Source organism: Phaeocystidibacter marisrubri (genome assembly GCF_008933165.1).
Taxonomy (GTDB): domain Bacteria; phylum Bacteroidota; class Bacteroidia; order Flavobacteriales; family Schleiferiaceae; genus Phaeocystidibacter; species Phaeocystidibacter marisrubri.
This window is the reverse complement of the sequence record NZ_WBVQ01000002.1, coordinates 415,811-434,790: the sequence shown is the minus strand read 5'-3', so window position 1 is coordinate 434,790 and position 18,980 is coordinate 415,811. Positions and strand designations below refer to the sequence as shown.

19 protein-coding genes are annotated in these 18,980 nt (G+C 45.6%); 6 read left to right on the top strand and 13 right to left on the bottom strand.

Annotation, left to right across the window (positions count from 1 at the left end):
- Nucleotides 1-3 precede the first annotated feature (3 nt).
- A complete protein-coding gene (locus F8C82_RS09405; protein WP_151693334.1) occupies nucleotides 4-1,236 on the bottom strand; it encodes a M16 family metallopeptidase in 1,233 nt (410 codons plus the stop codon).
- A gap of 278 nt (nucleotides 1,237-1,514) precedes the next feature.
- Here F8C82_RS09405 and F8C82_RS09400 point away from each other — a divergent pair, with 278 nt between their 5' ends.
- Nucleotides 1,515-1,862: a four helix bundle protein gene (locus tag F8C82_RS09400; protein ID WP_151693333.1), complete on the top strand. Its 348-nt coding sequence runs from the start codon at nucleotides 1,515-1,517 to the stop codon at nucleotides 1,860-1,862.
- A gap of 221 nt (nucleotides 1,863-2,083) precedes the next feature.
- Here the strand turns inward: F8C82_RS09400 and F8C82_RS09395 are convergent, their stop codons facing one another.
- The 8 genes from F8C82_RS09395 to rplU form a co-directional block, all read right to left on the bottom strand.
- A complete protein-coding gene (locus tag F8C82_RS09395) occupies nucleotides 2,084-4,141 on the bottom strand; it encodes an alpha/beta hydrolase family protein (RefSeq protein WP_223279531.1) in 2,058 nt (685 codons plus the stop codon).
- An 88-nt stretch (nucleotides 4,142-4,229) separates the two neighbouring features.
- Entirely contained in the window at nucleotides 4,230-5,291 is a 1,062-nt protein-coding gene (locus tag F8C82_RS09390) for a CaiB/BaiF CoA transferase family protein (RefSeq protein WP_151693332.1), read from the bottom strand.
- Nucleotides 5,291-5,617, bottom strand: coding sequence for a DUF4286 family protein (locus F8C82_RS09385; RefSeq protein WP_151693331.1), 327 nt, complete (start codon nucleotides 5,615-5,617; stop codon nucleotides 5,291-5,293). Before F8C82_RS09385 ends, F8C82_RS09390 begins: the two co-directional genes overlap by 1 nt.
- Nucleotides 5,618-5,622: 5 nt before the next feature.
- Nucleotides 5,623-7,437 carry a tetratricopeptide repeat protein gene (locus F8C82_RS09380; protein WP_151693330.1) on the bottom strand — a complete coding sequence of 605 codons (1,815 nt, stop codon included), beginning with the start codon at nucleotides 7,435-7,437 and terminating at the stop codon, nucleotides 5,623-5,625.
- Nucleotides 7,434-7,958, bottom strand: a complete 525-nt coding sequence (locus F8C82_RS09375; RefSeq protein WP_151693329.1) for a hypothetical protein — start codon at nucleotides 7,956-7,958, stop codon at nucleotides 7,434-7,436. The genes F8C82_RS09380 and F8C82_RS09375 overlap by 4 nt, the downstream gene beginning before the upstream one ends.
- Nucleotides 7,955-9,229 (bottom strand): serine--tRNA ligase, encoded by a 1,275-nt coding sequence (serS, locus tag F8C82_RS09370; RefSeq protein WP_151693328.1) that lies wholly within the window; start codon nucleotides 9,227-9,229, stop codon nucleotides 7,955-7,957. The genes F8C82_RS09375 and serS overlap by 4 nt, the downstream gene beginning before the upstream one ends.
- A gap of 141 nt (nucleotides 9,230-9,370) precedes the next feature.
- Entirely contained in the window at nucleotides 9,371-9,631 is a 261-nt protein-coding gene (gene rpmA / locus F8C82_RS09365) for a 50S ribosomal protein L27 (RefSeq protein WP_151693327.1), read from the bottom strand.
- Between the two features lie 20 nt (nucleotides 9,632-9,651).
- Entirely contained in the window at nucleotides 9,652-10,134 is a 483-nt protein-coding gene (gene rplU / locus F8C82_RS09360) for a 50S ribosomal protein L21 (protein ID WP_151694073.1), read from the bottom strand.
- A gap of 197 nt (nucleotides 10,135-10,331) precedes the next feature.
- Here rplU and F8C82_RS09355 point away from each other — a divergent pair, with 197 nt between their 5' ends.
- Together F8C82_RS09355 and F8C82_RS09350 are read left to right on the top strand one after the other, a co-directional pair.
- Entirely contained in the window at nucleotides 10,332-11,657 is a 1,326-nt protein-coding gene (locus tag F8C82_RS09355) for a M16 family metallopeptidase (RefSeq protein ID WP_151693326.1), read from the top strand.
- A gap of 26 nt (nucleotides 11,658-11,683) precedes the next feature.
- Nucleotides 11,684-13,720 carry a M16 family metallopeptidase gene (locus tag F8C82_RS09350; protein ID WP_170266213.1) on the top strand — a complete coding sequence of 679 codons (2,037 nt, stop codon included), beginning with the start codon at nucleotides 11,684-11,686 and terminating at the stop codon, nucleotides 13,718-13,720.
- A gap of 48 nt (nucleotides 13,721-13,768) precedes the next feature.
- Here F8C82_RS09350 and F8C82_RS09345 read toward each other — a convergent pair whose 3' ends face one another.
- A complete protein-coding gene (locus tag F8C82_RS09345; RefSeq protein WP_151693324.1) occupies nucleotides 13,769-14,659 on the bottom strand; it encodes a DMT family transporter in 891 nt (296 codons plus the stop codon).
- A 109-nt stretch (nucleotides 14,660-14,768) separates the two neighbouring features.
- Between F8C82_RS09345 and F8C82_RS09340 the strand changes: the two genes are divergently transcribed.
- The 3 genes from F8C82_RS09340 to F8C82_RS09330 all read left to right on the top strand — a co-directional run bounded on the left by F8C82_RS09340 (nucleotide 14,769) and on the right by F8C82_RS09330 (nucleotide 16,685).
- Nucleotides 14,769-15,779: a COX15/CtaA family protein gene (locus F8C82_RS09340; protein ID WP_151693323.1), complete on the top strand. Its 1,011-nt coding sequence runs from the start codon at nucleotides 14,769-14,771 to the stop codon at nucleotides 15,777-15,779.
- A 93-nt stretch (nucleotides 15,780-15,872) separates the two neighbouring features.
- Nucleotides 15,873-16,178, top strand: coding sequence for an ArsR/SmtB family transcription factor (locus F8C82_RS09335; protein WP_151693322.1), 306 nt, complete (start codon nucleotides 15,873-15,875; stop codon nucleotides 16,176-16,178).
- A gap of 12 nt (nucleotides 16,179-16,190) precedes the next feature.
- The gene (locus tag F8C82_RS09330) at nucleotides 16,191-16,685 is read left to right on the top strand and encodes an SRPBCC family protein (protein ID WP_151693321.1); all 495 of its coding nucleotides are present in this window, start codon (nucleotides 16,191-16,193) and stop codon (nucleotides 16,683-16,685) included.
- A gap of 175 nt (nucleotides 16,686-16,860) precedes the next feature.
- Here the strand turns inward: F8C82_RS09330 and F8C82_RS09325 are convergent, their stop codons facing one another.
- From F8C82_RS09325 to gldE, 3 genes are read right to left on the bottom strand one after another with little or no spacing between them, the layout of a single operon-like run.
- Nucleotides 16,861-17,091, bottom strand: coding sequence for a putative signal transducing protein (locus F8C82_RS09325; protein WP_170266212.1), 231 nt, complete (start codon nucleotides 17,089-17,091; stop codon nucleotides 16,861-16,863).
- Nucleotides 17,076-17,648, bottom strand: coding sequence for a gliding motility lipoprotein GldD (gene gldD / locus F8C82_RS09320; protein WP_170266211.1), 573 nt, complete (start codon nucleotides 17,646-17,648; stop codon nucleotides 17,076-17,078). The genes F8C82_RS09325 and gldD overlap by 16 nt, the downstream gene beginning before the upstream one ends.
- On the bottom strand, nucleotides 17,641-18,969 hold the full coding sequence (gene gldE, locus F8C82_RS09315) for a gliding motility-associated protein GldE (protein ID WP_151693318.1): 1,329 nt from the start codon (nucleotides 18,967-18,969) through the stop codon (nucleotides 17,641-17,643). The genes gldD and gldE overlap by 8 nt, the downstream gene beginning before the upstream one ends.
- Nucleotides 18,970-18,980 lie beyond the last annotated feature (11 nt).

Below are 18,980 nucleotides of genomic sequence, written 5' to 3'. Positions count from 1 at the left end.
CAATTACTTCGCCTTGTAGATCAAGGTAGTAAGTTGAGATGGGTCGAATACTTCATTGGCAACGCGCATGATAGCATCCGAAGAAACCGATTCCACTCTTTTCGTCACTTCTTCAAAAGTTTCCACCTTGTCATAATGCAACAGCGTTCTACCAATTCCAATCATTGAGCTTGAGTTGCTCTCTTGTCCAAGCGCAAATTGTCCTAGTAATTGCTGCTTAGCCTTCTTGAGCTGAACCACGCCAAGCTTTTTTTCACGCAGCATGCGTAGTTCGCGATGGATGAGTTTCAAGCTTCGATCGATGGTTCCCTTATCGGTTCCGACATACACACCAAACGTACCCGTATCGGTGTAGGCCGTATAGAAGGATTCGAGGTTGTAGGCAAATCCGTATTTCTCTCGAATATTGAGGTTCAAGCGTGAATTCATTCCAGGCCCACCCAAGAGGTTGTTCAACAAAATCATCGCTGTTAAATCGTGATGATGCATGTCGTAGCCACGGTTGCCAACAATGGCATGGGTTTGATAGGTCGATTTGTCTTCCACTTGGAACACGGGCTCGTACCCATTGATCGGTCGTCTGTGGTAGCGAGGGTCTCCAGAAGGTAGTTCCGAAGTGTATTTGTCGATGTACTTGCGGATATCTTTCTCTGAATAATCACCCACAATACTAAACACCATTCTTTCTGGGGAATAGTGCTTAGCTACCCAGTCCATCAATCGCGGGCGGTTGATGGCAGCTAAGCTCTCTGGTGTTCCCAGAATATTTCTGCCAATCGGGTGTCCCTTAAAAAGCACATCTTCGAAATCGTCAAAGATCAACTCACTCGGTGAATCGAGGTAAGAAGCAATTTCATCATTGATGACATCCTTTTCTTTCTTGATCTCCTTTTCTGGATAAACCGATTCAAAGGCAATTTCGAACAGTAATTCAATGGCCCTTGGAAGGTGACGCTTGAGTACGGAGGCATAAAGAACGGTTTCCTCTTTGCCTGTGTACGCATTTAGCTCACCACCTACATCTTCAAGCCGACTTAAAATGTGATAGGCTTTTCGCTTCTTGGTTCCCTTAAAAAGAACGTGCTCAATGAAATGCGCCATACCCTGTTCGTTGTCGTTTTCATCGCGAGACCCCGCATTAATGATGAGTCCGCAATGCGCAACAGGACTATTCACAGGCTTGTGAATGACACGCAATCCGTTAGGTAGAGAAAAGATGTTAAGTGGTGACTCCATTTGGGGGGCGAAGATAGGGAGAAAATGGGTAGGGTAGGGGCTGCGCCAGTGGCTGGGGGCAAGGGCTGTAGGCAAGGGCTTCGCAAGGGCTTTGCATTGGGCTTCGCCAGTGGCTGGGGGTAAGGGCTGTAGGCAAGGGCTTCGCATTGGGCTTCGCCAGTGGCTAGCGCAGTGGCTTCGCGGCGGTTGGGTAGGTTGGGAGAGTGATTATCCATTCGTAAACGTTTGTATCCATTTACAATAAGGTGTTTTAATGAAGAATCGGTTTGCTTTGAGGAATGAACGAATTAAAACAACTGGTTAAAATCCAATTGGATGAGCTTATTGAGCTTATCGCTCCTCTTGAGAATACTCCTAGTAAACGAGATTTTGTAGATCAGGTTATACGAGCATCAAGAAGCATTTCTAATAATTTCAACGAAGGATTTGGGACCCGAATGATTGGAGAGAAACTAAAATTCTTTGACTACTCGAAGAGATCATGCCGAGAAGTTATGGCCATGATGGATGAAAAGTGGTTTATTAAATGGTGTGATAGCCAGAGGAGAGTGCGTTTGGTAGAAGTGCTTCAAATGATTGATTTGCAGCTTTATAGAATGATCCAGTACTGGCGAAAAAGGCGTTAAATAAAAAAGACACGAATCTTTTCTTTTCGAAGTAATCCGTGTCTTTCCATATTTTTTATTGATGGCTCTTGCATCAGCCCCTGCCGCAGGCCCTTGCGCTAGCCCTTGCCACGCCCCTACCGTAGGTCCTTGCTATGCCCCTGCGCTAGCCCCTGCCTCAAGCCCTTGCCACGCCCCTACCGCAGGCCCTTGCGAAGCCAATGCAAAGCCCCTGCGCAGCCCTACTCCTTCAAATGTTTCGCTAACCACCCAAAGAACTCACTGTGCCATACCATGCCGTTTTGCGGACTCAGTACCCAGTGACCTTCGTTAGGGAAGTAAAGAAATTTAGAATCGATACCTTGAAGTTGAGCAGCTTGGAAAGCTTCCATACCTTGGTTTTCAGGAACGCGGAAGTCATTTCCACCGTGGATTACCAAGATTGGTGTATCCCAGTTTTGCACATACTTATGCGGACTAAATTCTGCATAACTTTCTGGAGCTGGATTCGTCCAATACGGTCCACCGATATCCCAGTTCGCAAAGAACAATTCTTCGGTTACACCGTACCAGCTTTCAAGGTTGAACAGGCCACAGTGACTGATGAACGCACTGAATCTTCCTTCGTGGATACCAGCGAGCATGTACACACTATAGCCACCGTAACTCGCGCCAACAGCGCCGAGGTTTTCAGTGTCAACGTAAGGCTCTTTCGCTACATCATCAATGGCTGCGAGATAATCGCGCATGGCCTGGCCACCCCAATCTTTAGAGATTTCTTCGTTCCATTCAGAACCGAAGCCTTGAACGCCTCTTCGGTTTGGAGCAACTACAATGTAGCCTTGTGCGGCCATCAATTGGAAGTTCCAGCGGAAGCTGTAGAATTGACTCACAGGACTTTGCGGCCCACCTTGACAATAGAGTAGGGTTGGGTACTTTTTGTTCGGATCAAAATCTGGTGGATAAATCACCCAGGTAAGCATCTCTTTTCCATCCGATGTTGGAACCATTCTCTTCTCCACATTGCTCATATCTACATGCTCGTAGATGCCATCGTTCACATGAGTGATTGGAGTAACAGCATCTTCGGTAACCGAGTAGATTTCTGTAGCGTGATTCATATCCTGACGCTCGGCAAAAAGATTGCCCTTCGCATAATGGAAACCTTGGTAGTTGTAATCCCCATCCGTTAGGTATTCCAATTCATAGCTCAACGCTTCCCCTTCACGAAGTCGGCCTAATTCAATTTTTGCCAATCTTTGAGTAGCGTGGAAAGGAACATTTACAATGAGTTCATCCTTTGAGGTCCACTGGAAATCGTTGATGTATTCAACAACCTGATCTTCGGCTGCACCTACAATTACGGTGAACTTCTTGCGAACATCATATATGGCAAGGCGGCTTTCATCCGACTCATATCCATCGTGCTCCATGCTGGTAAAGGCCAGGTATCTTCCGTCTGGAGAGAATTTTGGCGAACTGTCATAACCGCTTCTTCCCGGAACTTCAATTACATCGCCATTTTCGGTATCGTAGAGGAAGATGATGCTATTTGTACTTTGAGCAAATTCCTTTCCAGTGGTTAACTTGGTGTTGTATGCCACGTACTTTCCATCTGGACTCACCGCGAAACTTTCGCTTCCTGAAAATGGAGGAATTGGAGATTCAAAGGGTTCTCCTTGCATGATGTGGGTAAATCCACCTGTAGTGAGTTGATGGGCACCAGAGATGTCTAGTTTTCCAAATGCTGGATGGTTGACAAATTCGTCATTCCAATGGTCCCAATGACGGTACATCAAGTCATCGATAACCTTGAATTCCGCTTTAGGAAGGGAAGGGTACATTTCACCTGGCGTCTCGCTTACTTTCTCACGTACGCTGAAGAGAAGCATCCAAGATCCGTCCTTTAATTGAACTGGTTTAAAGTTGCCACTGCCTTCTGGAAGCTGAGTGAGAGGTTGAGGCGTTCCACCTACTTCAGTAATCCAATATTGACCGTCTTTGGCATAGCCAATGTGGGTGTCGTCAAAAAATACGGCAGAGCTTTCACTGCCCGGAAGGTCGATCACCAAATTAGGGGTACCCGATTCGGTATCGTAGATGTAAAGGTCTCGTTCGCCTTTGTTTTCTTCTAGTGAATAGCGCGTAACGCCATAAAGAACTTTGGTTCCGTCTTTATTCACGTCTTCCATATGAACTCTGCCAAGAGCCCATAGTAGGTCGGGTGTCATGATCTGCTGTTGAGCAGAGGCACCCAGTACGGCAGATGTCGTCATGACCGATAGGATAAACTTCTTCATATTCCTTGTTGATTTTGCGAATGTGAAGATACTCAATGTAGGCCTATATGACCGTCATGAGTTTTAGGTTTTAGGAAAGTGGGGAGGACTAGAGTTTGCGAGCTACAAAGCTCTTTACCCGTTTCGTTGCTCTTCCATCCATCTCTTCTTCTACAGCGATGGAATTGGCCGTTGGTTCCGAAAGAACCTTTCCCAAATCTTTTACGATGCCCAAAGGAACCCTGAGGTCATGGCATTTTTGTGATAGTACTTCAGAATGGAGCTTACTCGATGCGGCTGACAATTCTTTGATCAGTGAGGATCGATGAGACACACGGTCGATGTTACTTCTGAAGCGCAGATCTGAAGCGAGGTCGGGAATCCCGAGAATACTACAGAAGCTTTGGAATTGAGCATGACTTCCAATGGCAGGTACGGCCCACTTTTTATCGTACGTTGGAAGCAAATCTCCGTAGGGAGCGATATTGGGATGTGCCGTGCCCATTTGTTGAGCAACCACATCATTCATCCAATAGTTTGTGGCTTGATTAGCAAGTCCAGAAAGGGAGGCCTCCTCTAAGGTGACAAGCCAATGTGATCCTTTTCCCGTTTTCTCTCTCTCGTATAGAGCGAGCAATATGGCTTCTTTCAATTGATGGGCGGCTAAAACATCAATCAGTGCGACTGGCATTTTGGTGGGAAGTGAATCGGGCTGTCCCGTCATGCTCATCCATCCTGTTTCAGCTTGCAATACCACGTCAAATGCAGGACGAGAGGGTTCAGAAGCAAAGCCTCCAATTTTCCCCCATATCAATCTTGGGAATTGAGATTTGAGTTCACGGCTTGACAGACCGAACTGTTCGTCATCCCCTTCTTTGAAGTTGGTGAGAAGGATGTCGGTGTTTTCAAGGATTTCGTGAATAGCAGCCTTGCCTTCTTCCGTTTTTAGGTTGATCGTTTCGTAGCTCTTACCTGCGTTAATGGCTGCGAAATAAGCAGAGATAGAAGAAGAGCGGTCTTCATTCTGAAGGCGCCAGCCCCGAGTGACATCCCCACTTGGCGCTTCGTACTTCACTACGGTTGCACCCAATTCGGCCAAGAAGCGTCCCACTTCTGGGCCGGCTAAAACCGATGCGAGTTCAACCACACGAAGTCCACGAAGAACATCCATTAGTCGAGACGTTCAGCGGTGAACTCAGCAAGTACCTCCATCATCGTGCGGAAGGCTACTGTCTTTTCTTCAAATCGCTTTTTGTGATCGGCTTGTAAGGCTGGAGCGTACATCTCCTGGTAAAGACGAAACGACTCTTCGTCCTTCAGTTTGTATTGAATGGAAAAGGTAGTGCCTGATTCTTCTTCAACCATCAATCTAGACATCGTCGCACCGAGGAACAGTCCGGTTTGCAGTACATCTGGGATGTGCGTTTCACGCATCCATGTAGTCCATTGATTGATAGCCGAATCATCGACGTTTACCGTAACGTTGTAGATATACATCTTCATCAAGTGTTCGTGTCACCGCGAAGTTTGCGGTACTCTTGTCGCGCCTCTTCGGCGTAAATACTATTGCTGTGTTCCAACAAAACCTTTTCATAAAGGTTCTTGGCACGTGTCTCATCTTTCAGAGTGTAAAGGCAGATTCTTGCTGCTCTAATGAGTGCTTGATCCGCGAGGAGATCTTTCGGGAAATTAGCAGCTACTCTTTCATAGAGTGTTGCGGCTTCCTCGTTTTTGTTTAGGTTGGATAGCAATTCTGCTCGGGTGAACAAGGCTTCATCCTTAAGTGGATGATCGGAAACAGCTAAACTCAATCTCCCGTCTAAAGTGTCTAGCGCGAGCAATGCATCGGAATACCGGTTTTGAGCTTGAAGCAGAAGGACCTTTGCATAGCGCTCCAATAGAACATAAGTGGTGTCGAGCGCCGCATTGTCCTTGATCAGTAGGCTGTAGCGCATGGCGTCGTTGGCAATCAACTTTGATGTGGAGTGCTTTAATACGTAGAAGGTATTTTCAGCCCACTCGAATTTTCCAGTATAAAAGGCCACTCGTCCCTTGCGGAAGCGAGCCTCTTGCCCCATGGGCGATGAATCGTGATTGGATTCTACCTGTGCGTAAGTGAGGATGGCATCGTAAGGAAGCCCCATTGCCAGTTGAATGTCGCCTTTCAAAAGTTGAGCACTCACTACACTCGAGTTATTGGGGGACGCGGAATTTTCACACTTTGCTATACTCTCTAGAGCATCCTCATTTTTGTGAAGATATCCGTATTGAACTTCAGCCATTAAGAGGTAGGTGTCCGCTAGCAGTTGACTACCTCTAAGTGCATCAATATTGTCATAACACGTAGCTAGGAGTTCTTCGAACTGTGTTGTGTCAGCGCGTTCGGCCTGAAGTTGAGTGAATTTTGATTTGAGCAATGCATAACGTGCATTTTGTTCAAATGGCGTCTTATCACCTTCTTGAATAATGTAGTCAAATACACGGTTGGCTCCTCGAAAATCCTTTGCCGTAACAGCTTGATTACCCAATTGAAGAAGATCGATAGCTCGATATGACCCTCTGAGGTAGAGCGCTTTTGCCTGTGTAAAAGCTTGGGTGTACTGTCCTTCTTGGGTGAGAATCCAAATGAGGAACTTGTTTAATTCAACCGGTCCCCCTTCTCGAATTCGAACCAGAACATCGCGTTTGAGGACATCTGAGATGGGAATCTCTCCCTCGCGATTCATGTTGAACCGAATGATGTTTTGAAGTTGGAGCAAAAAGTTCGGGGTGCGTTCCAGTACGTCGAGGTAGGCTGAATACATCTCTTCGAGCATCCCCAATTCGGCATAAATACTCGCTTTTTGGTTGCTGAACTGCATGCGAGGGTCTGACTGTTCTGCCGTTTCTAGAACGGCAAGCGCAAACCGATAGACTCCCCATTTTTTAGCTCTTTCGCTATACTGGTAGGCAATGCCAGGTTGGGAATTTACTTCTTCCAGAACCTCGTTGTACACCTTCTCTGCCTTTGAGGTGTCTGGAATGTTTTGAAGAAAAAACGCACGGTCGATCTTGTAGAAACCCAAACGGTTTCGCGAATTGTCGATGTGTTTTTCAATAAATCTTTCTCCTGAACGCCAGTCTTTCAGGGCGATGTAACAATCCAATACATAATTGTAGTTTACATCGTCGCTATGACTCTTGTAGAGGTCGAGATAATCTTTAATCGCATCTTCAAAACGTCCCTCTTCCATAGCCTGTTCGGCCAACTCGAGTTTCACCTGCGCTGAAGAGAGCAGGGAGAGTAGGCTGAATATGGCTATAGTCAAGTATCTCATTGAATATCGGGAAAGATAGAATCGAGACGAGTGGCCATGGAGTCGGCGCCATTCCCGTAGAACAGGATTTCACCGCCTCTTGTGCGGATATTGCGCAAAACTCCTTCAATGGCGTTGCGTTCTTGTTTGATGAAGATACGAAGCTCGTTGGTGTCTATTTGATTATAAATCGCATCGTGAGTAAGATCCTTCAACTGAGAAGCAGATTCTTCCAACTCCATCAGGTGGGAGCGGTGCTTTCCTTGCCACTTGAAAATGGCCCGTTGATAACGATCTAACCAAGTGAGATCTTTGATGTAAACATCCTTTAATGTGCTGTCGTAATCAGTAGTCGACAAGTATTCGAAGTAGGGCTTAACCTTGTTGTATTGCTCGGCAATCGAAGCACTGTCGAGGTTCGACAACATATCCATTGCTTCCGTGACTTCACTTTGAAGTGTGGTCAATGATTCAGGCACTTCGCTTTTAGAACACGATGCAAGGGTGAGTCCGGTTAATACTGCGATTACTACGTTTTTCATTTTTCAATTCTTTCAAACCCTGTGTAAGTGTGTAGAACTTCAGGGATATTGATGCCATTTTCGTCTTGATGATTCTCGAGCAAGGCCGCTACAATTCGAGGCAGTGCCAATGAAGAACCATTGAGGGTATGGCAGAGTTGAGTCTTTCTATCGCTGTCGCGGTAACGCAACTTGAGGCGATTGGCTTGGAAGGTTTCAAAGTTAGAAACGCTACTTACTTCCAACCATCTCTCTTGAGCGGCACTCCAAACTTCAAAGTCGTACGTCAATGCGCTAGTAAAGCCCATGTCGCCTCCACAAAGGCGAAGCACGCGGAAAGGAAGTTTGAGGTCGCGGAGCAATCCAGCTACATGCTCTACCATCTCATCAAGACGAGTGTACGATTCCTCAGGTTTGCTGAGAACCACAATTTCTACTTTGTCGAATTGATGAAGGCGGTTGAGTCCGCGAACGTCTTTTCCGTAAGACCCGGCTTCTCTGCGGAAACAAGGGGTATAAGCGGTACACTTAATAGGAAGGGCAGCCTCGTCCACAATCTCATCGCGGAACATATTGGTGAGCGGTACTTCAGCAGTAGGGATAGCGTACAAGTTATCCTCTGTCATGTGGTACATCTGACCTTCTTTGTCGGGCAACTGTCCAGTCCCAAAACCGCTGTCCTCATTCACGAAGAAAGGCGGGATGAATTCGCGGTAACCTGCGGATGTATTCTTGTCTAGGAAGTAGTTGATGAGGGCACGTTGAAGACGCGCTCCTTTATTAGTGTAAACGGGAAAACCAGCTCCGGTTACTTTTACACCTAGTTCAAAATCGATAAGATCATACTCAGAAGTGAGTTCCCAGTGAGGCTTGGCATTGGCGTGAAGGGTAGGGAAGTCGCCTTCGCGGCTCACTTCTACGTTATCTTCGGCAACGGCGCCTTTTACCACGCTTTCGTGTGGAGTATTGGGAAGGCTAACGATGAGTTCGCGTTGTTTTTCTTCCGCAATTTGAAGAGCGTCGTTCAACTCCTTGCCCTTCACTTTTAAGTCGGCGGTTCTCGCTTTAGCGGCGTTGGCTTCTTCTACTTTGCCTTCGCGGAAAAGCTGACCAATTTCTTTCGCCAATTTGTTGCTCTCGGCAAGTGTATTGTCGAGTTCAACTTGTGTTTTGCGACGCTCTTCGTCTGCCTTGAGGATTTCGTTCAAGGTCTCAGTAGCATCGATATTGCGTTTATCGAGAGCAGCAGCAATAGCCTCTTTATCTTCTCTTATGCGTTGTATTTCAAGCATGATTGGAAGTCGTAATGTTAATCGAAATCAAAGGTAAGTTTTGAAGTGTTATTGGAGAAACGTCCGAAGCACTTCCATTGGTGTAAATAAAAAAAGGCTTCCCGAAGCGGAAAGCCTTTTATACGATAAGGTATGCTCGGGTTAGGCCTCGATAGGCTCAACCGATACAAATGATCTGTTGTCTCTCTTCTTGGTGAAGACAACAGTACCATCTACCAACGCGAAAAGCGTGTGATCTTTACCAATACCTACATTCTTTCCTGGGTGGTGCTTAGTTCCACGTTGGCGAACGATGATATTTCCGGCAATCGCATCTTGGCCACCGAAAATTTTAACGCCAAGGCGCTTACTTTCTGATTCGCGTCCGTTCTTGGAACTACCAACCCCTTTCTTGTGTGCCATGGTTGATTGTCTTTATTTGTTTATTCTTCAGTTTTCTTTGGAGCTGCTTTCTTAGCGGCTGGCTTCTTAGCAGCGTCTCCTTCTTTCTTAGGAGCTGCTTTTTTGGCGGCCGGCTTCTTAGCTGCAGTTTTCTTTTCGGCGGCTGGAGCTGCTTCAGTTGCTTCCACTTTCGCTGCAGCTTTCTTAGCGGTTCCTTTACCGATACCTTCAATCTTAATTGAAGTGATGGCTTGGCGGTGACCATTCTTCACGCGGTAGCCCTTACGGCGCTTCTTCTTGAAGATGATAACCTTGTCTGCCTTGAGATGCTCAAGGATGGTTGCGTTAACTGCAACACCTTCGATAACTGGGGCGCCAACTTCTACTTTACCGTTGTCATCAGTCAAAAGAACGCGATCAAAGCTTACTTTGTCGCCTTCGTTTCCTTGCAAACGGTTAACGTAGATGCGCTGGTCTTTCTGTACTTTGTACTGGTGCCCTGCTATTTCTACAATTGCGTACATGTATTCCGTACTAATGTTTAACATTCAGAATAAGGGCTGCAAATGTAAATTTTTTAATTGAAAGAGTGCTAATGCATTACGAAGAATTTTCTCTCCGATTGAATTCACTCTGTATCAGGCTTTTGTTCATGAGTATACAAAAGCCTAATTTTGGGCTCGCTGCTTGAATAGTATTCAAATTATTAAACCCATCCGTAATGAAGAAAATCATTGTCGGAGCTGCCTTGCTTGGGACCATTGGTCTTCAAGCTCAGCGTAGCGAAGTCGAATTTACGGAATTCGACCTAGACAATGGTCTGCATGTCATTTTACATGAAGATCATTCAACTCCAATTGTTGCCGTAACTGTGCTTTACCACGTAGGTTCAAAAGATGAAGTTACTGGTAGAACAGGTTTTGCCCACTTCTTTGAGCACTTGCTCTTTGAAGGCTCTGAGCATATTGAAAGAGGAGAGTACATGAAGATTGTGCAATCTAATGGTGGTGCTTTAAATGCGAACACTACTCAGGATAGAACTTTCTACTACGAAGTACTTCCCGCTAATCAACTGGAACTCGGTCTTTGGCTAGAGTCGGAGCGTATGCTTCACGCTAAAATCACACAAGAAGGTGTGGACACTCAACGTGAAGTGGTAAAGGAGGAGAAGCGCATGCGTGTAGACAATCAGCCTTATGGTTCTTTTCAGGCTGAGATGTTTGGAAATGCTTTTAAGGTTCACCCTTATCATTGGACACCAATTGGGTCTATGGCAGATTTGAATTCTGCGATGCTTTCTGAGTTTATCGATTTCTACAAGAAATTCTACGTTCCCAACAATGCTACTTTGAGTATTGCAGGTGATCTGGATATCGATGATACCAAAGAGATGATCGAAATGTACTTTGGTGATATTCCATCCGGCGCTGAGGTTGTTCATCCAAAAGTGGTTGAGCCAGCCATGACTGCTGAGTATGTGGATACCATCTACGATAATATTCAACTTCCTGCCGTGTTTGTGGGTTACCGCATCCCAGCGCAAACCAGTGAAGATGCCTATGCGCTTGAAATGTTGAACAACGTTCTTTCAAGAGGTGGTTCTTCTATGTTGAACCGCAGAATGGTGGATCAAGATCAGATTGCTCTACAAGTGGTGAGTTTCCCATATACCCTAGAAGATTACGGTTTGTTCATCAACCTAGCTCTAGTGAATGGAGAAAGCACAACCGCTGACCTCCTAAGAGTGATGGATGAAGAGATTGCCAAATTGAAGAATGGCTTGATCGAGGAAGAAGTTCACACACGTGCTCTTAATCAAATGGAAAGCTCATTCATTCAGAGCAACTCTAGTATGGCAGGTATTGCCGAGAGCTTGGCAAACTACCATGTTTACTATGGTGATGCAAACCTTATCAACACGGAAATTGAGCGCTACCGCAAGGTGACTCGCGAGGATATTCAGCGTGTTGCTAAGAAGTATTTGAATGCAGATAACCGAGTGGTTCTTCACTACTTGCCGATGTCTGCTAAGCCGTCTGAAGAATAATGGTCCCATCGTCAAAAGGAAATAGCATGAAACGAATTATCTATTCACTCTTGTTGACTATGGTGGCATTGCCAGCTGTAGCTCAGCTCGATAGATCTGTACGTCCACAACCGGGCGAGGCACGCGAGCCTGAAATCGCAGAATACAAGAAGTATGAACTCGACAACGGCATTACGCTGATTGTTGTTGAAGATCACAAGCTTCCTCGACTTTCTATTCAACTTTCTTTGGATATCGATCCAATTGTAGAAGGTGATAAAGCGGGTATGATTAGCCTTGCAGGCGATTTGCTCGGTGAGGGGACTGCTAACCGCACCAAAGAAGTGCTCGACGAGTCTGTTGACTTTATGGGAGCTCGTTTGAGTACGTACTCTTCAGGAGCTTTTGCTTCTGGTCTTTCTAAGTACAGTGAGGACTTGATGGAACTTCTCGCCGACGTGGTGTTGCATCCTTCATTCCCACAAGAGTCTTTTGATAAACTGAAGCAACAGAGCATCTCCGGCATTCGTGCCAATCAAGATGATCCAGGTGCAATGATGAGCAACCTTTACGGTTCTCAAATCTACGGGTTGGATCACGCCTTTGGTGAGATCGTAACCGAGTCGACTATTGAGAATGTTACTCTTGAAGATTGTGTGAACTATTGGAGCACTTACTTCAAGCCGAATGTAGCTTACATTACCATTGTTGGTGATATTAAACCACGTGCTGCTAAGAAGTTGGTGAATGAGTATTTTGAAGGTTGGACGCCTGGTGAGGTTCCAACGCACTCTGTTCCTGTTCCTGAACTTCCATCTGCAGATTACGTTGCGTTGATCAACCGCCCCGCATCTGTTCAATCTGAAATCAGAATTGGAAACCGAGTGGTGTTGAGTGTGGGTGACGAAGACTTGGAAGCAGCTCGTATCGCGAACATGATTCTAGGTGGAGGTTCATTAGCTCGTTTGTACCTGAATCTTCGCGAAGACAAAGGGTACACTTATGGAGCGTATTCTTCTATAGGAACGAGTGAGCATGTGACGGCGTTCACGGCTAACGGTGCTGTTCGTACGGAAGTTACAGACAGTGCAATTACTCAGTTCTTGTTTGAGATTGATCGCATTCGTACCACTTTGGTAACGGAAGAAGAACTTCAAGGAGCGAAAAACTACTTGGCGGGTTCTTTTGGTCGTTCATTGGAAAGTCCAGAAACCGTTGCTCGTTTTGCTTACAATATTGAGCGCTATGGTTTAGATGAAGATTACTACAATGACTACCTCCAGCGCTTGCAAGCCGTTACTGCTGAAGATGTTCAGAAAGCTGCTCAGAAGTACTTTGCAGATGGCAACTTGTTGATTGCTGTCGTTGGAAAGGCTTCGGATATCAAGCCAAGTCTCGCTCAGTTTGGTGAGGTGAAGATGTTCGATGCCTTCGGTCAGCCAGCTTCTGATGCTGAAATGATTCCAGAAGGTCTTACCGTTGATGCGGTGTTGAACAATTACGTTGAGGCTCTTGGAGGAGCGGAAGCATTGGCAGGTGTTAAGTCGTATTCTATGCAGTCTTCCGGTAGTATTATGGGACAAACCCTCAGCATTGGGGAGAAATGGATGAAGGGTGGCATGTATCGCTCAGATATTCAGTCTCCAATGGGTGCTCAGTCTATGGTACTCAATGGCTCTGACGTGAAAGTGATTGCGAATGGTTCGGAACAACCGATTCCAGAAGAGGCAAAAGCAGAAATTCTTGCTGACGATCCTATCTTCATGTTCCGTGACTTCTCAAACTTTGAAGGCGTACTTTCTAATGAAGTTGCTGTAATAAATGGCGTGAATGCTTATGCCGTTTCAGAAGGCGAAACAACATACTACTTCGCTGTAGAATCTGGATTGTTGATCCGTGAATCAAGCACAGAAGAGGGGCCGCAGGGATCTGTAACTAGCAATCAAGACTACTCCAACTTTAAGGAAGTAAATGGCATTGTATTCCCACATGCTTACACCTTCCCATTAGGGGGGAGTATGACGATAGATATGAGTGTGAGTGAAATTAAAGTGAACTCAGGAGTTTCTGCTTCTGACTTCTAAATTTTCACCTACAGGAAATAGAGAAAGGCTGCCATTTGGTGGCCTTTCTTATTTTCTATACTTCTTGTAGTTGATGAGGAAGACACCGATGAGAATAGTGACAATGCCAATCAAGTGACTCCAAGTAATCGGTTCGTTATCCATTGCCCCCATGCCTACTGCAATAATAGGAACGGCATAGGTGATGGAAACAGCATAGAGTGTAGAGGCGTTTTTGATAAGGTAATTGAAGAGAATGATTGCGATTCCAGTTCCCATCAAACCCAAAATAGCAATGTAACCTGTGCTTGCCAGTGCTTGTGGATCCGATTGAAGTGTGTCTGTAATATCTGTAAACAGGAAGATGGAGAGGAGTGCTGGTATGCCGACTACCGTCAGCGCAAACGTCGTGATGGTCACTGAATCCAAGTGTTGCAGCTTAGCGCTGATGGTGTTTACACCAATGGCATACATCATAGATGCAATGATGGGCAGAATAGCGTAAATGGCCTCTCCGTCAATAGCTTGACTATTCGAGGATTGAATGAGATAAATCGCACCAAAGAGGCCAAGGAGCACACCGATAACTTGGAATTTGCGAATAGGATTTTTGTAAAGGATTACCCCAACAATCAGCGTGAAGAGTGGAGTGAGTGAGTTCATAATTCCCGCTACTGAACTCGGAATGTGCATGATCGCCCACGCGAAAAGTGCATAGGGGATTCCATTTCCAAAGAACCCCACCAGTACAATGGCCGGAAGGTCGGCGCGACGGAGTTTTTTGAATGATTTGTATCCAATCATCAAAATGAAGAGCATGGCGAAGGAGATGCGCATAAGGGCGACTTCCACACCATTAAACGACTTCAAGCCGAATTTCATCAAGATAAAAGAGCTGCCCCAGGTTAGGGCGAGCAGGACGAAAATTCCTGCATTAATAATGGGTTGGTTGGCTTTCACTGCGCAAAGATAGTTGGATTCCCTTTTGAAGAGATGAGCTTCTAATTTCAATTTCACCACCTTGTTCTAGAGACTTACTTTGTACCTTTGCTACTCCAAAATTAGACACATGAAATCTCTGTGGTTCCGCCGATTAGTTCGGATTGAAATCGTTCTTATTTTCCTCGTGATCTTAGCGGGAAGTGTGGTTCGAATGACGGGTTCCGGAATGGGTTGTCCCGATTGGCCAAAGTGTTTCGGCTACATCGTGCCACCAACGGAAGAGGGGCAAGTGCTCTGGACCGCTGGAAGAGAGTATCACAAAGGTCAAATCATTGTACACGACGAGGCATTGTATTCTGCGGCGAGTGATTTTGTGGCAGGAGAGGTGTATGACGATTCGAACTGGGTGAAATACACAAAACACGATTATGCCATTTTCAATCCCGTACATACATGGGTGGAATACGTGAATAGATTGTTTGGTGCTCTGAGTGGCGTGCCGATGTTGTTGCTCTTTGTAATGAGTTTGATTTCCATCCGAAAGAAGCCGCTATACTTTGTCCTGTCTGCACTTGGTTTATTCCTGTTGGGATTTGAAGCTTGGCTGGGTAAAGAGGTGGTTGATGGTCACCTGATCCCTGGGCAAATCACCTATCATATGATGGGCGCCTTTGCCATTGTCATGGTGCTCGTTTTCTTCTTGAGTAGACTTTCGGACCACACTGGGGAGAGAACGCGCTTCGACAAGTGGTTCTTACCTATTCTCATCTTGTTACTTGCACAAACGGTACTTGGAACACAGGTTAGAGAGCAAGTAGATGCACTAACTAAGCAGTTTGGTCATGAAGCGGGAAGAGTAGGTTGGGTAGATCAAATTGACACGTTGATTTACGTCCATCGTTCACTTTCCCTTTTAGTGAGTGCCGCTATTTTATGGCTTTGGTACCGATTGAAAAAAGAAGGAAAGAGCTATGCTTTTACCACATGGACTGTTGTGATGGTACTCTGTGCAACTACATCTGGAGCCTTACTCTTCTATTTTGATTTACCTCGAATTCTCCAGCCCGTCCATCTGATGCTATCGGCAGGAATGGTGGCTACGTTGTCGTGGGGAGTTTTTAGAAGAAAGGCTCATTGAGTCCAAAGTTGATCGTAGGATCAACTTTTCTTTTGGTTATTTGCGCAAGTAATAACTTGCATATATATTTACGCAAGTGAATTCTTGCTTATCATGAGAAGAGATGTATTTCAAGCGATAGCGGATCCTACACGTAGGGGCATTTTAGCGGCCTTATTGGAGGAGCCTAAGAACGTGAATACGTTGGCTGAGCATTTTGACATGACTCGTCAGGCGGTCTCATTACACGTCAAGATATTGCAGGAATGTGCTGTGATCTCTGTTGAGAAAGAGGGGCGGGAGCGCATTTGCACCTTAGAGCCACAGAAGATGGCGGAGGTAGTGGAGTGGTTGGAGCCATTCAAGCAAATGTGGGAATCTCGCTTTGATCAGCTCGATGATCTTTTGAAGAAACTTTAAAGCTAAGCTAGTATGAGTAAGACTGTATTTATTGAAGATTTGGAGAACGCAACGCTCACTATTACAAGAAGTTTTCGTGCACCATTGACCAAAGTATGGGATGCGTTTACCCAGCCAGAGATTCTCGACCAATGGTGGGCTCCTAAACCTTGGAAAGCCAAAACTCATGAGATGAAATTTGAGAATGGAGGTTATTGGAAATATTCCATGAATGGTCCAGAAGGTGAGCGCCATGCGTGTAGAATGAATTATGGCGAAATCGTGCTACATGAAAAGTATACAGGTGCTGATTACTTCTGTGATGATCATTTCGAGATCAAAGACGACATGCCTAGTAGCAACAATGTGGTCACATTTATGGAAATAGACGGGCATTGTGAAGTAGTGATGGTGTCTGATTTCGGAACGGTTGAAGCTCTGCAGCAAGTGATAAAGATGGGCATGAAGGAAGGACTTACCATGGCTCAAGACCAGTTAGAGGCGCTCCTTGAGGAAGGTAGAATCTGAGAATAAGTAAGAGGGGAAGCGTACTGCGTCCCCTTTTTTTTCTCGTTTGTAAACGTGTGTATTCGTTTTTAGATGGATGTCATACGACTCCGAGCTACAAGAATGCGTAACTTGAAACTGGGGCCTGAGGGTGAAGGCCCCTAGGGGTTCGCGACTCGAGCGAGTTAGAAAAATACTAGAGATACATCGGGCCGTCGCCTAAATCTATATCGGCGAGAATGGCCATAGCATGAGGAGCAGCTTCTTCTGGAACGCGAATTACAATAGTAGTAAACGATCCTCCGTACAGGGAGTTCATCGCAGTGTTTAGCAAGACACAAGGTATACCTTCAGACTCAAGCTTACCTCGTGCGATTTGGGCGCTCGACCAACTTGAATATTCAGCTATGGTTACTTGTTTTTCCAACGGGTAGATTCCATCATTTTAACGACTTCATTCGCCATAAATTCATCTACGGGCTTTAAGGAGTCGGGATTAGGACTTGCATAAAAGTACACAACTCCTCGCAGGAAATGGTCGGTGCTATCGGTGACAAAGAATTGGGTGGTGGTAGCGGCCTCTCCCTTCATGCGGTAGAGAAGACCGTATACATCGTGTTTAGCGTTTGAAAACACTTCGTCGCGGATGCCGTCTGCACGTACGGAATGTTTGTAGGCAAGATCGTGTACTTCATCTAGAAGTTCGCCAAAATCCACAGTGTTCAAGTCTTTGTAGGTGAGTTGAATCTGAGCTTTGATGCTTGGATAATTGACGTCGCCCCAACACGTTCCGCCCTTGTCTTCCGCCCATTCAGCTTCTGTGTTCATGTCAAAAGTATACGGACAGTCTGATGCCATTTGAACCGGAGCGTATTCCGTAGAAGGAAGGTCGATTCGCATGTAGCCAAATGGGCGCGGTGTGCTTTCATTGTCACATGAAGCGAAACCTAGAATCGCCAGAACGGCTAAGGTTAGTTTATGCATCCTCATCATTTTCCTCTATGTCTTCAATCGTAACCTTAATGCGTTTAATTCTTCGTTGGTCTACGGCTTCAACAACGAAAGTGTAGCGATCATACTGTTCTACGTGACCCTTAGTAGGGAATTGTCCAGATAATTCTAAAAGAAGTCCAGCAAGTGTATCGGCTTCGCCTTTTACCTTGTCGAATGGATCATTGCTAATCTCCAATACCTTGTAGAAATCGGTGATCTGGGTTTTTCCTTCGAACACGTAATTCTTTTCGTCGAGTTTCGAGTAAACCAATTGTTCTACATCGAACTCATCCGAGATGTCACCTACAATTTCCTCGATGACATCTTCCAAAGTGACAATTCCATCGGTTCCACCAAATTCATCTACAACCACGGCAAGGTGAATTTTCTTTTCTTGGAATTCCTTCAGGAGGTCATCAATTTTCTTACTGCCTGGTACGAAGAAAGGATCGCGCAGCAAATCTTGCCAAGCGAAGTTTTCTGGAGCGTCAATGTGGGGAAGTAGGTCCTTGATGTACAGAACTCCTACAATCACATCGGAGTTGTCCCGATAGACGGGGATTCGCGAGTATCCGCACTCCAGTAACTGCTTCATTACAGAAGGGAAGGATTCATTCACATCGAAGGCAACGATGTCCATTCGAGGCTTCATGATTTGCTTTACAGTTGTAGAGCCAAAGCGGACGATTCCTCGAAGGATTTTCTGCTCATCGGCTGTAGTTGATTCTCCGTCGGTGAGATCCAGAGCCTGCTCTAATTCATCCATAGAAATGCCGCTGGATTTCTTGGGTTTAGAAAGCAAATGCCCCGTAGCTTTTAGCACGGCGATAAGGGGTTTAAGTCCTTTCCGAGTGGTGAGCATTGGTCGAGCCATCCAACGGGCAAACCCTAGATTGTTCGTATTGGCGTAAACCTTTGGGAGAATCTCGCCAAAGAGTAAGATCAAAAAGGTGATAACCACCAATTCAATCATTAATCCGATGCTCTCAAAACCGGTAAAGTCGAATACTTTGTCTACGATGAAGGACGACAAAAGAACGATACCGATATTGATAAAGTTATTATTGACCAAGATGGTAGCCAGAAGAGACTCTGGGTCATCGAGTAATTGAAGGATTACACGGTCGCGAGAATCTTCACTTTGCTCCAAGTTTTGCTTGTCGGTTGGCGTAAGTGAGAAGAATGCTACTTCTGAACCTGAAACCATTGCTGAAGCCAAGAGGAGTAGGCCCAGAATAATTAATGGGATAATGAGAGTCGGGTCAAAACTGACTATCGAAGAAGCTAAAAGGGAACTCGGGTCGGGATCCAATCTGGATGGTT

Excerpts from the sequence above, each read along its gene's own strand:
- F8C82_RS09405 (WP_151693334.1), bottom strand. The coding sequence starts at position 1,236 with ATGGAGTCACCACTTAACATCTTTTCTCTACCTAACGGATTGCGTGTC.
- F8C82_RS09400 (WP_151693333.1), top strand. The coding sequence starts at position 1,515 with ATGAACGAATTAAAACAACTGGTTAAAATCCAATTGGATGAGCTTATT.
- F8C82_RS09395 (WP_223279531.1), bottom strand. The coding sequence starts at position 4,141 with ATGAAGAAGTTTATCCTATCGGTCATGACGACATCTGCCGTACTGGGT.
- F8C82_RS09390 (WP_151693332.1), bottom strand. The coding sequence starts at position 5,291 with ATGGATGTTCTTCGTGGACTTCGTGTGGTTGAACTCGCATCGGTTTTA.
- F8C82_RS09385 (WP_151693331.1), bottom strand. The coding sequence starts at position 5,617 with ATGTATATCTACAACGTTACGGTAAACGTCGATGATTCGGCTATCAAT.
- F8C82_RS09380 (WP_151693330.1), bottom strand. The coding sequence starts at position 7,437 with ATGAGATACTTGACTATAGCCATATTCAGCCTACTCTCCCTGCTCTCT.
- F8C82_RS09375 (WP_151693329.1), bottom strand. The coding sequence starts at position 7,958 with ATGAAAAACGTAGTAATCGCAGTATTAACCGGACTCACCCTTGCATCG.
- serS (WP_151693328.1), bottom strand. The coding sequence starts at position 9,229 with ATGCTTGAAATACAACGCATAAGAGAAGATAAAGAGGCTATTGCTGCT.
- rpmA (WP_151693327.1), bottom strand. The coding sequence starts at position 9,631 with ATGGCACACAAGAAAGGGGTTGGTAGTTCCAAGAACGGACGCGAATCA.
- rplU (WP_151694073.1), bottom strand. The coding sequence starts at position 10,134 with ATGTACGCAATTGTAGAAATAGCAGGGCACCAGTACAAAGTACAGAAA.
- F8C82_RS09355 (WP_151693326.1), top strand. The coding sequence starts at position 10,332 with ATGAAGAAAATCATTGTCGGAGCTGCCTTGCTTGGGACCATTGGTCTT.
- F8C82_RS09350 (WP_170266213.1), top strand. The coding sequence starts at position 11,684 with ATGAAACGAATTATCTATTCACTCTTGTTGACTATGGTGGCATTGCCA.
- F8C82_RS09340 (WP_151693323.1), top strand. The coding sequence starts at position 14,769 with ATGAAATCTCTGTGGTTCCGCCGATTAGTTCGGATTGAAATCGTTCTT.
- F8C82_RS09335 (WP_151693322.1), top strand. The coding sequence starts at position 15,873 with ATGAGAAGAGATGTATTTCAAGCGATAGCGGATCCTACACGTAGGGGC.
- F8C82_RS09330 (WP_151693321.1), top strand. The coding sequence starts at position 16,191 with ATGAGTAAGACTGTATTTATTGAAGATTTGGAGAACGCAACGCTCACT.
- gldD (WP_170266211.1), bottom strand. The coding sequence starts at position 17,648 with ATGCATAAACTAACCTTAGCCGTTCTGGCGATTCTAGGTTTCGCTTCA.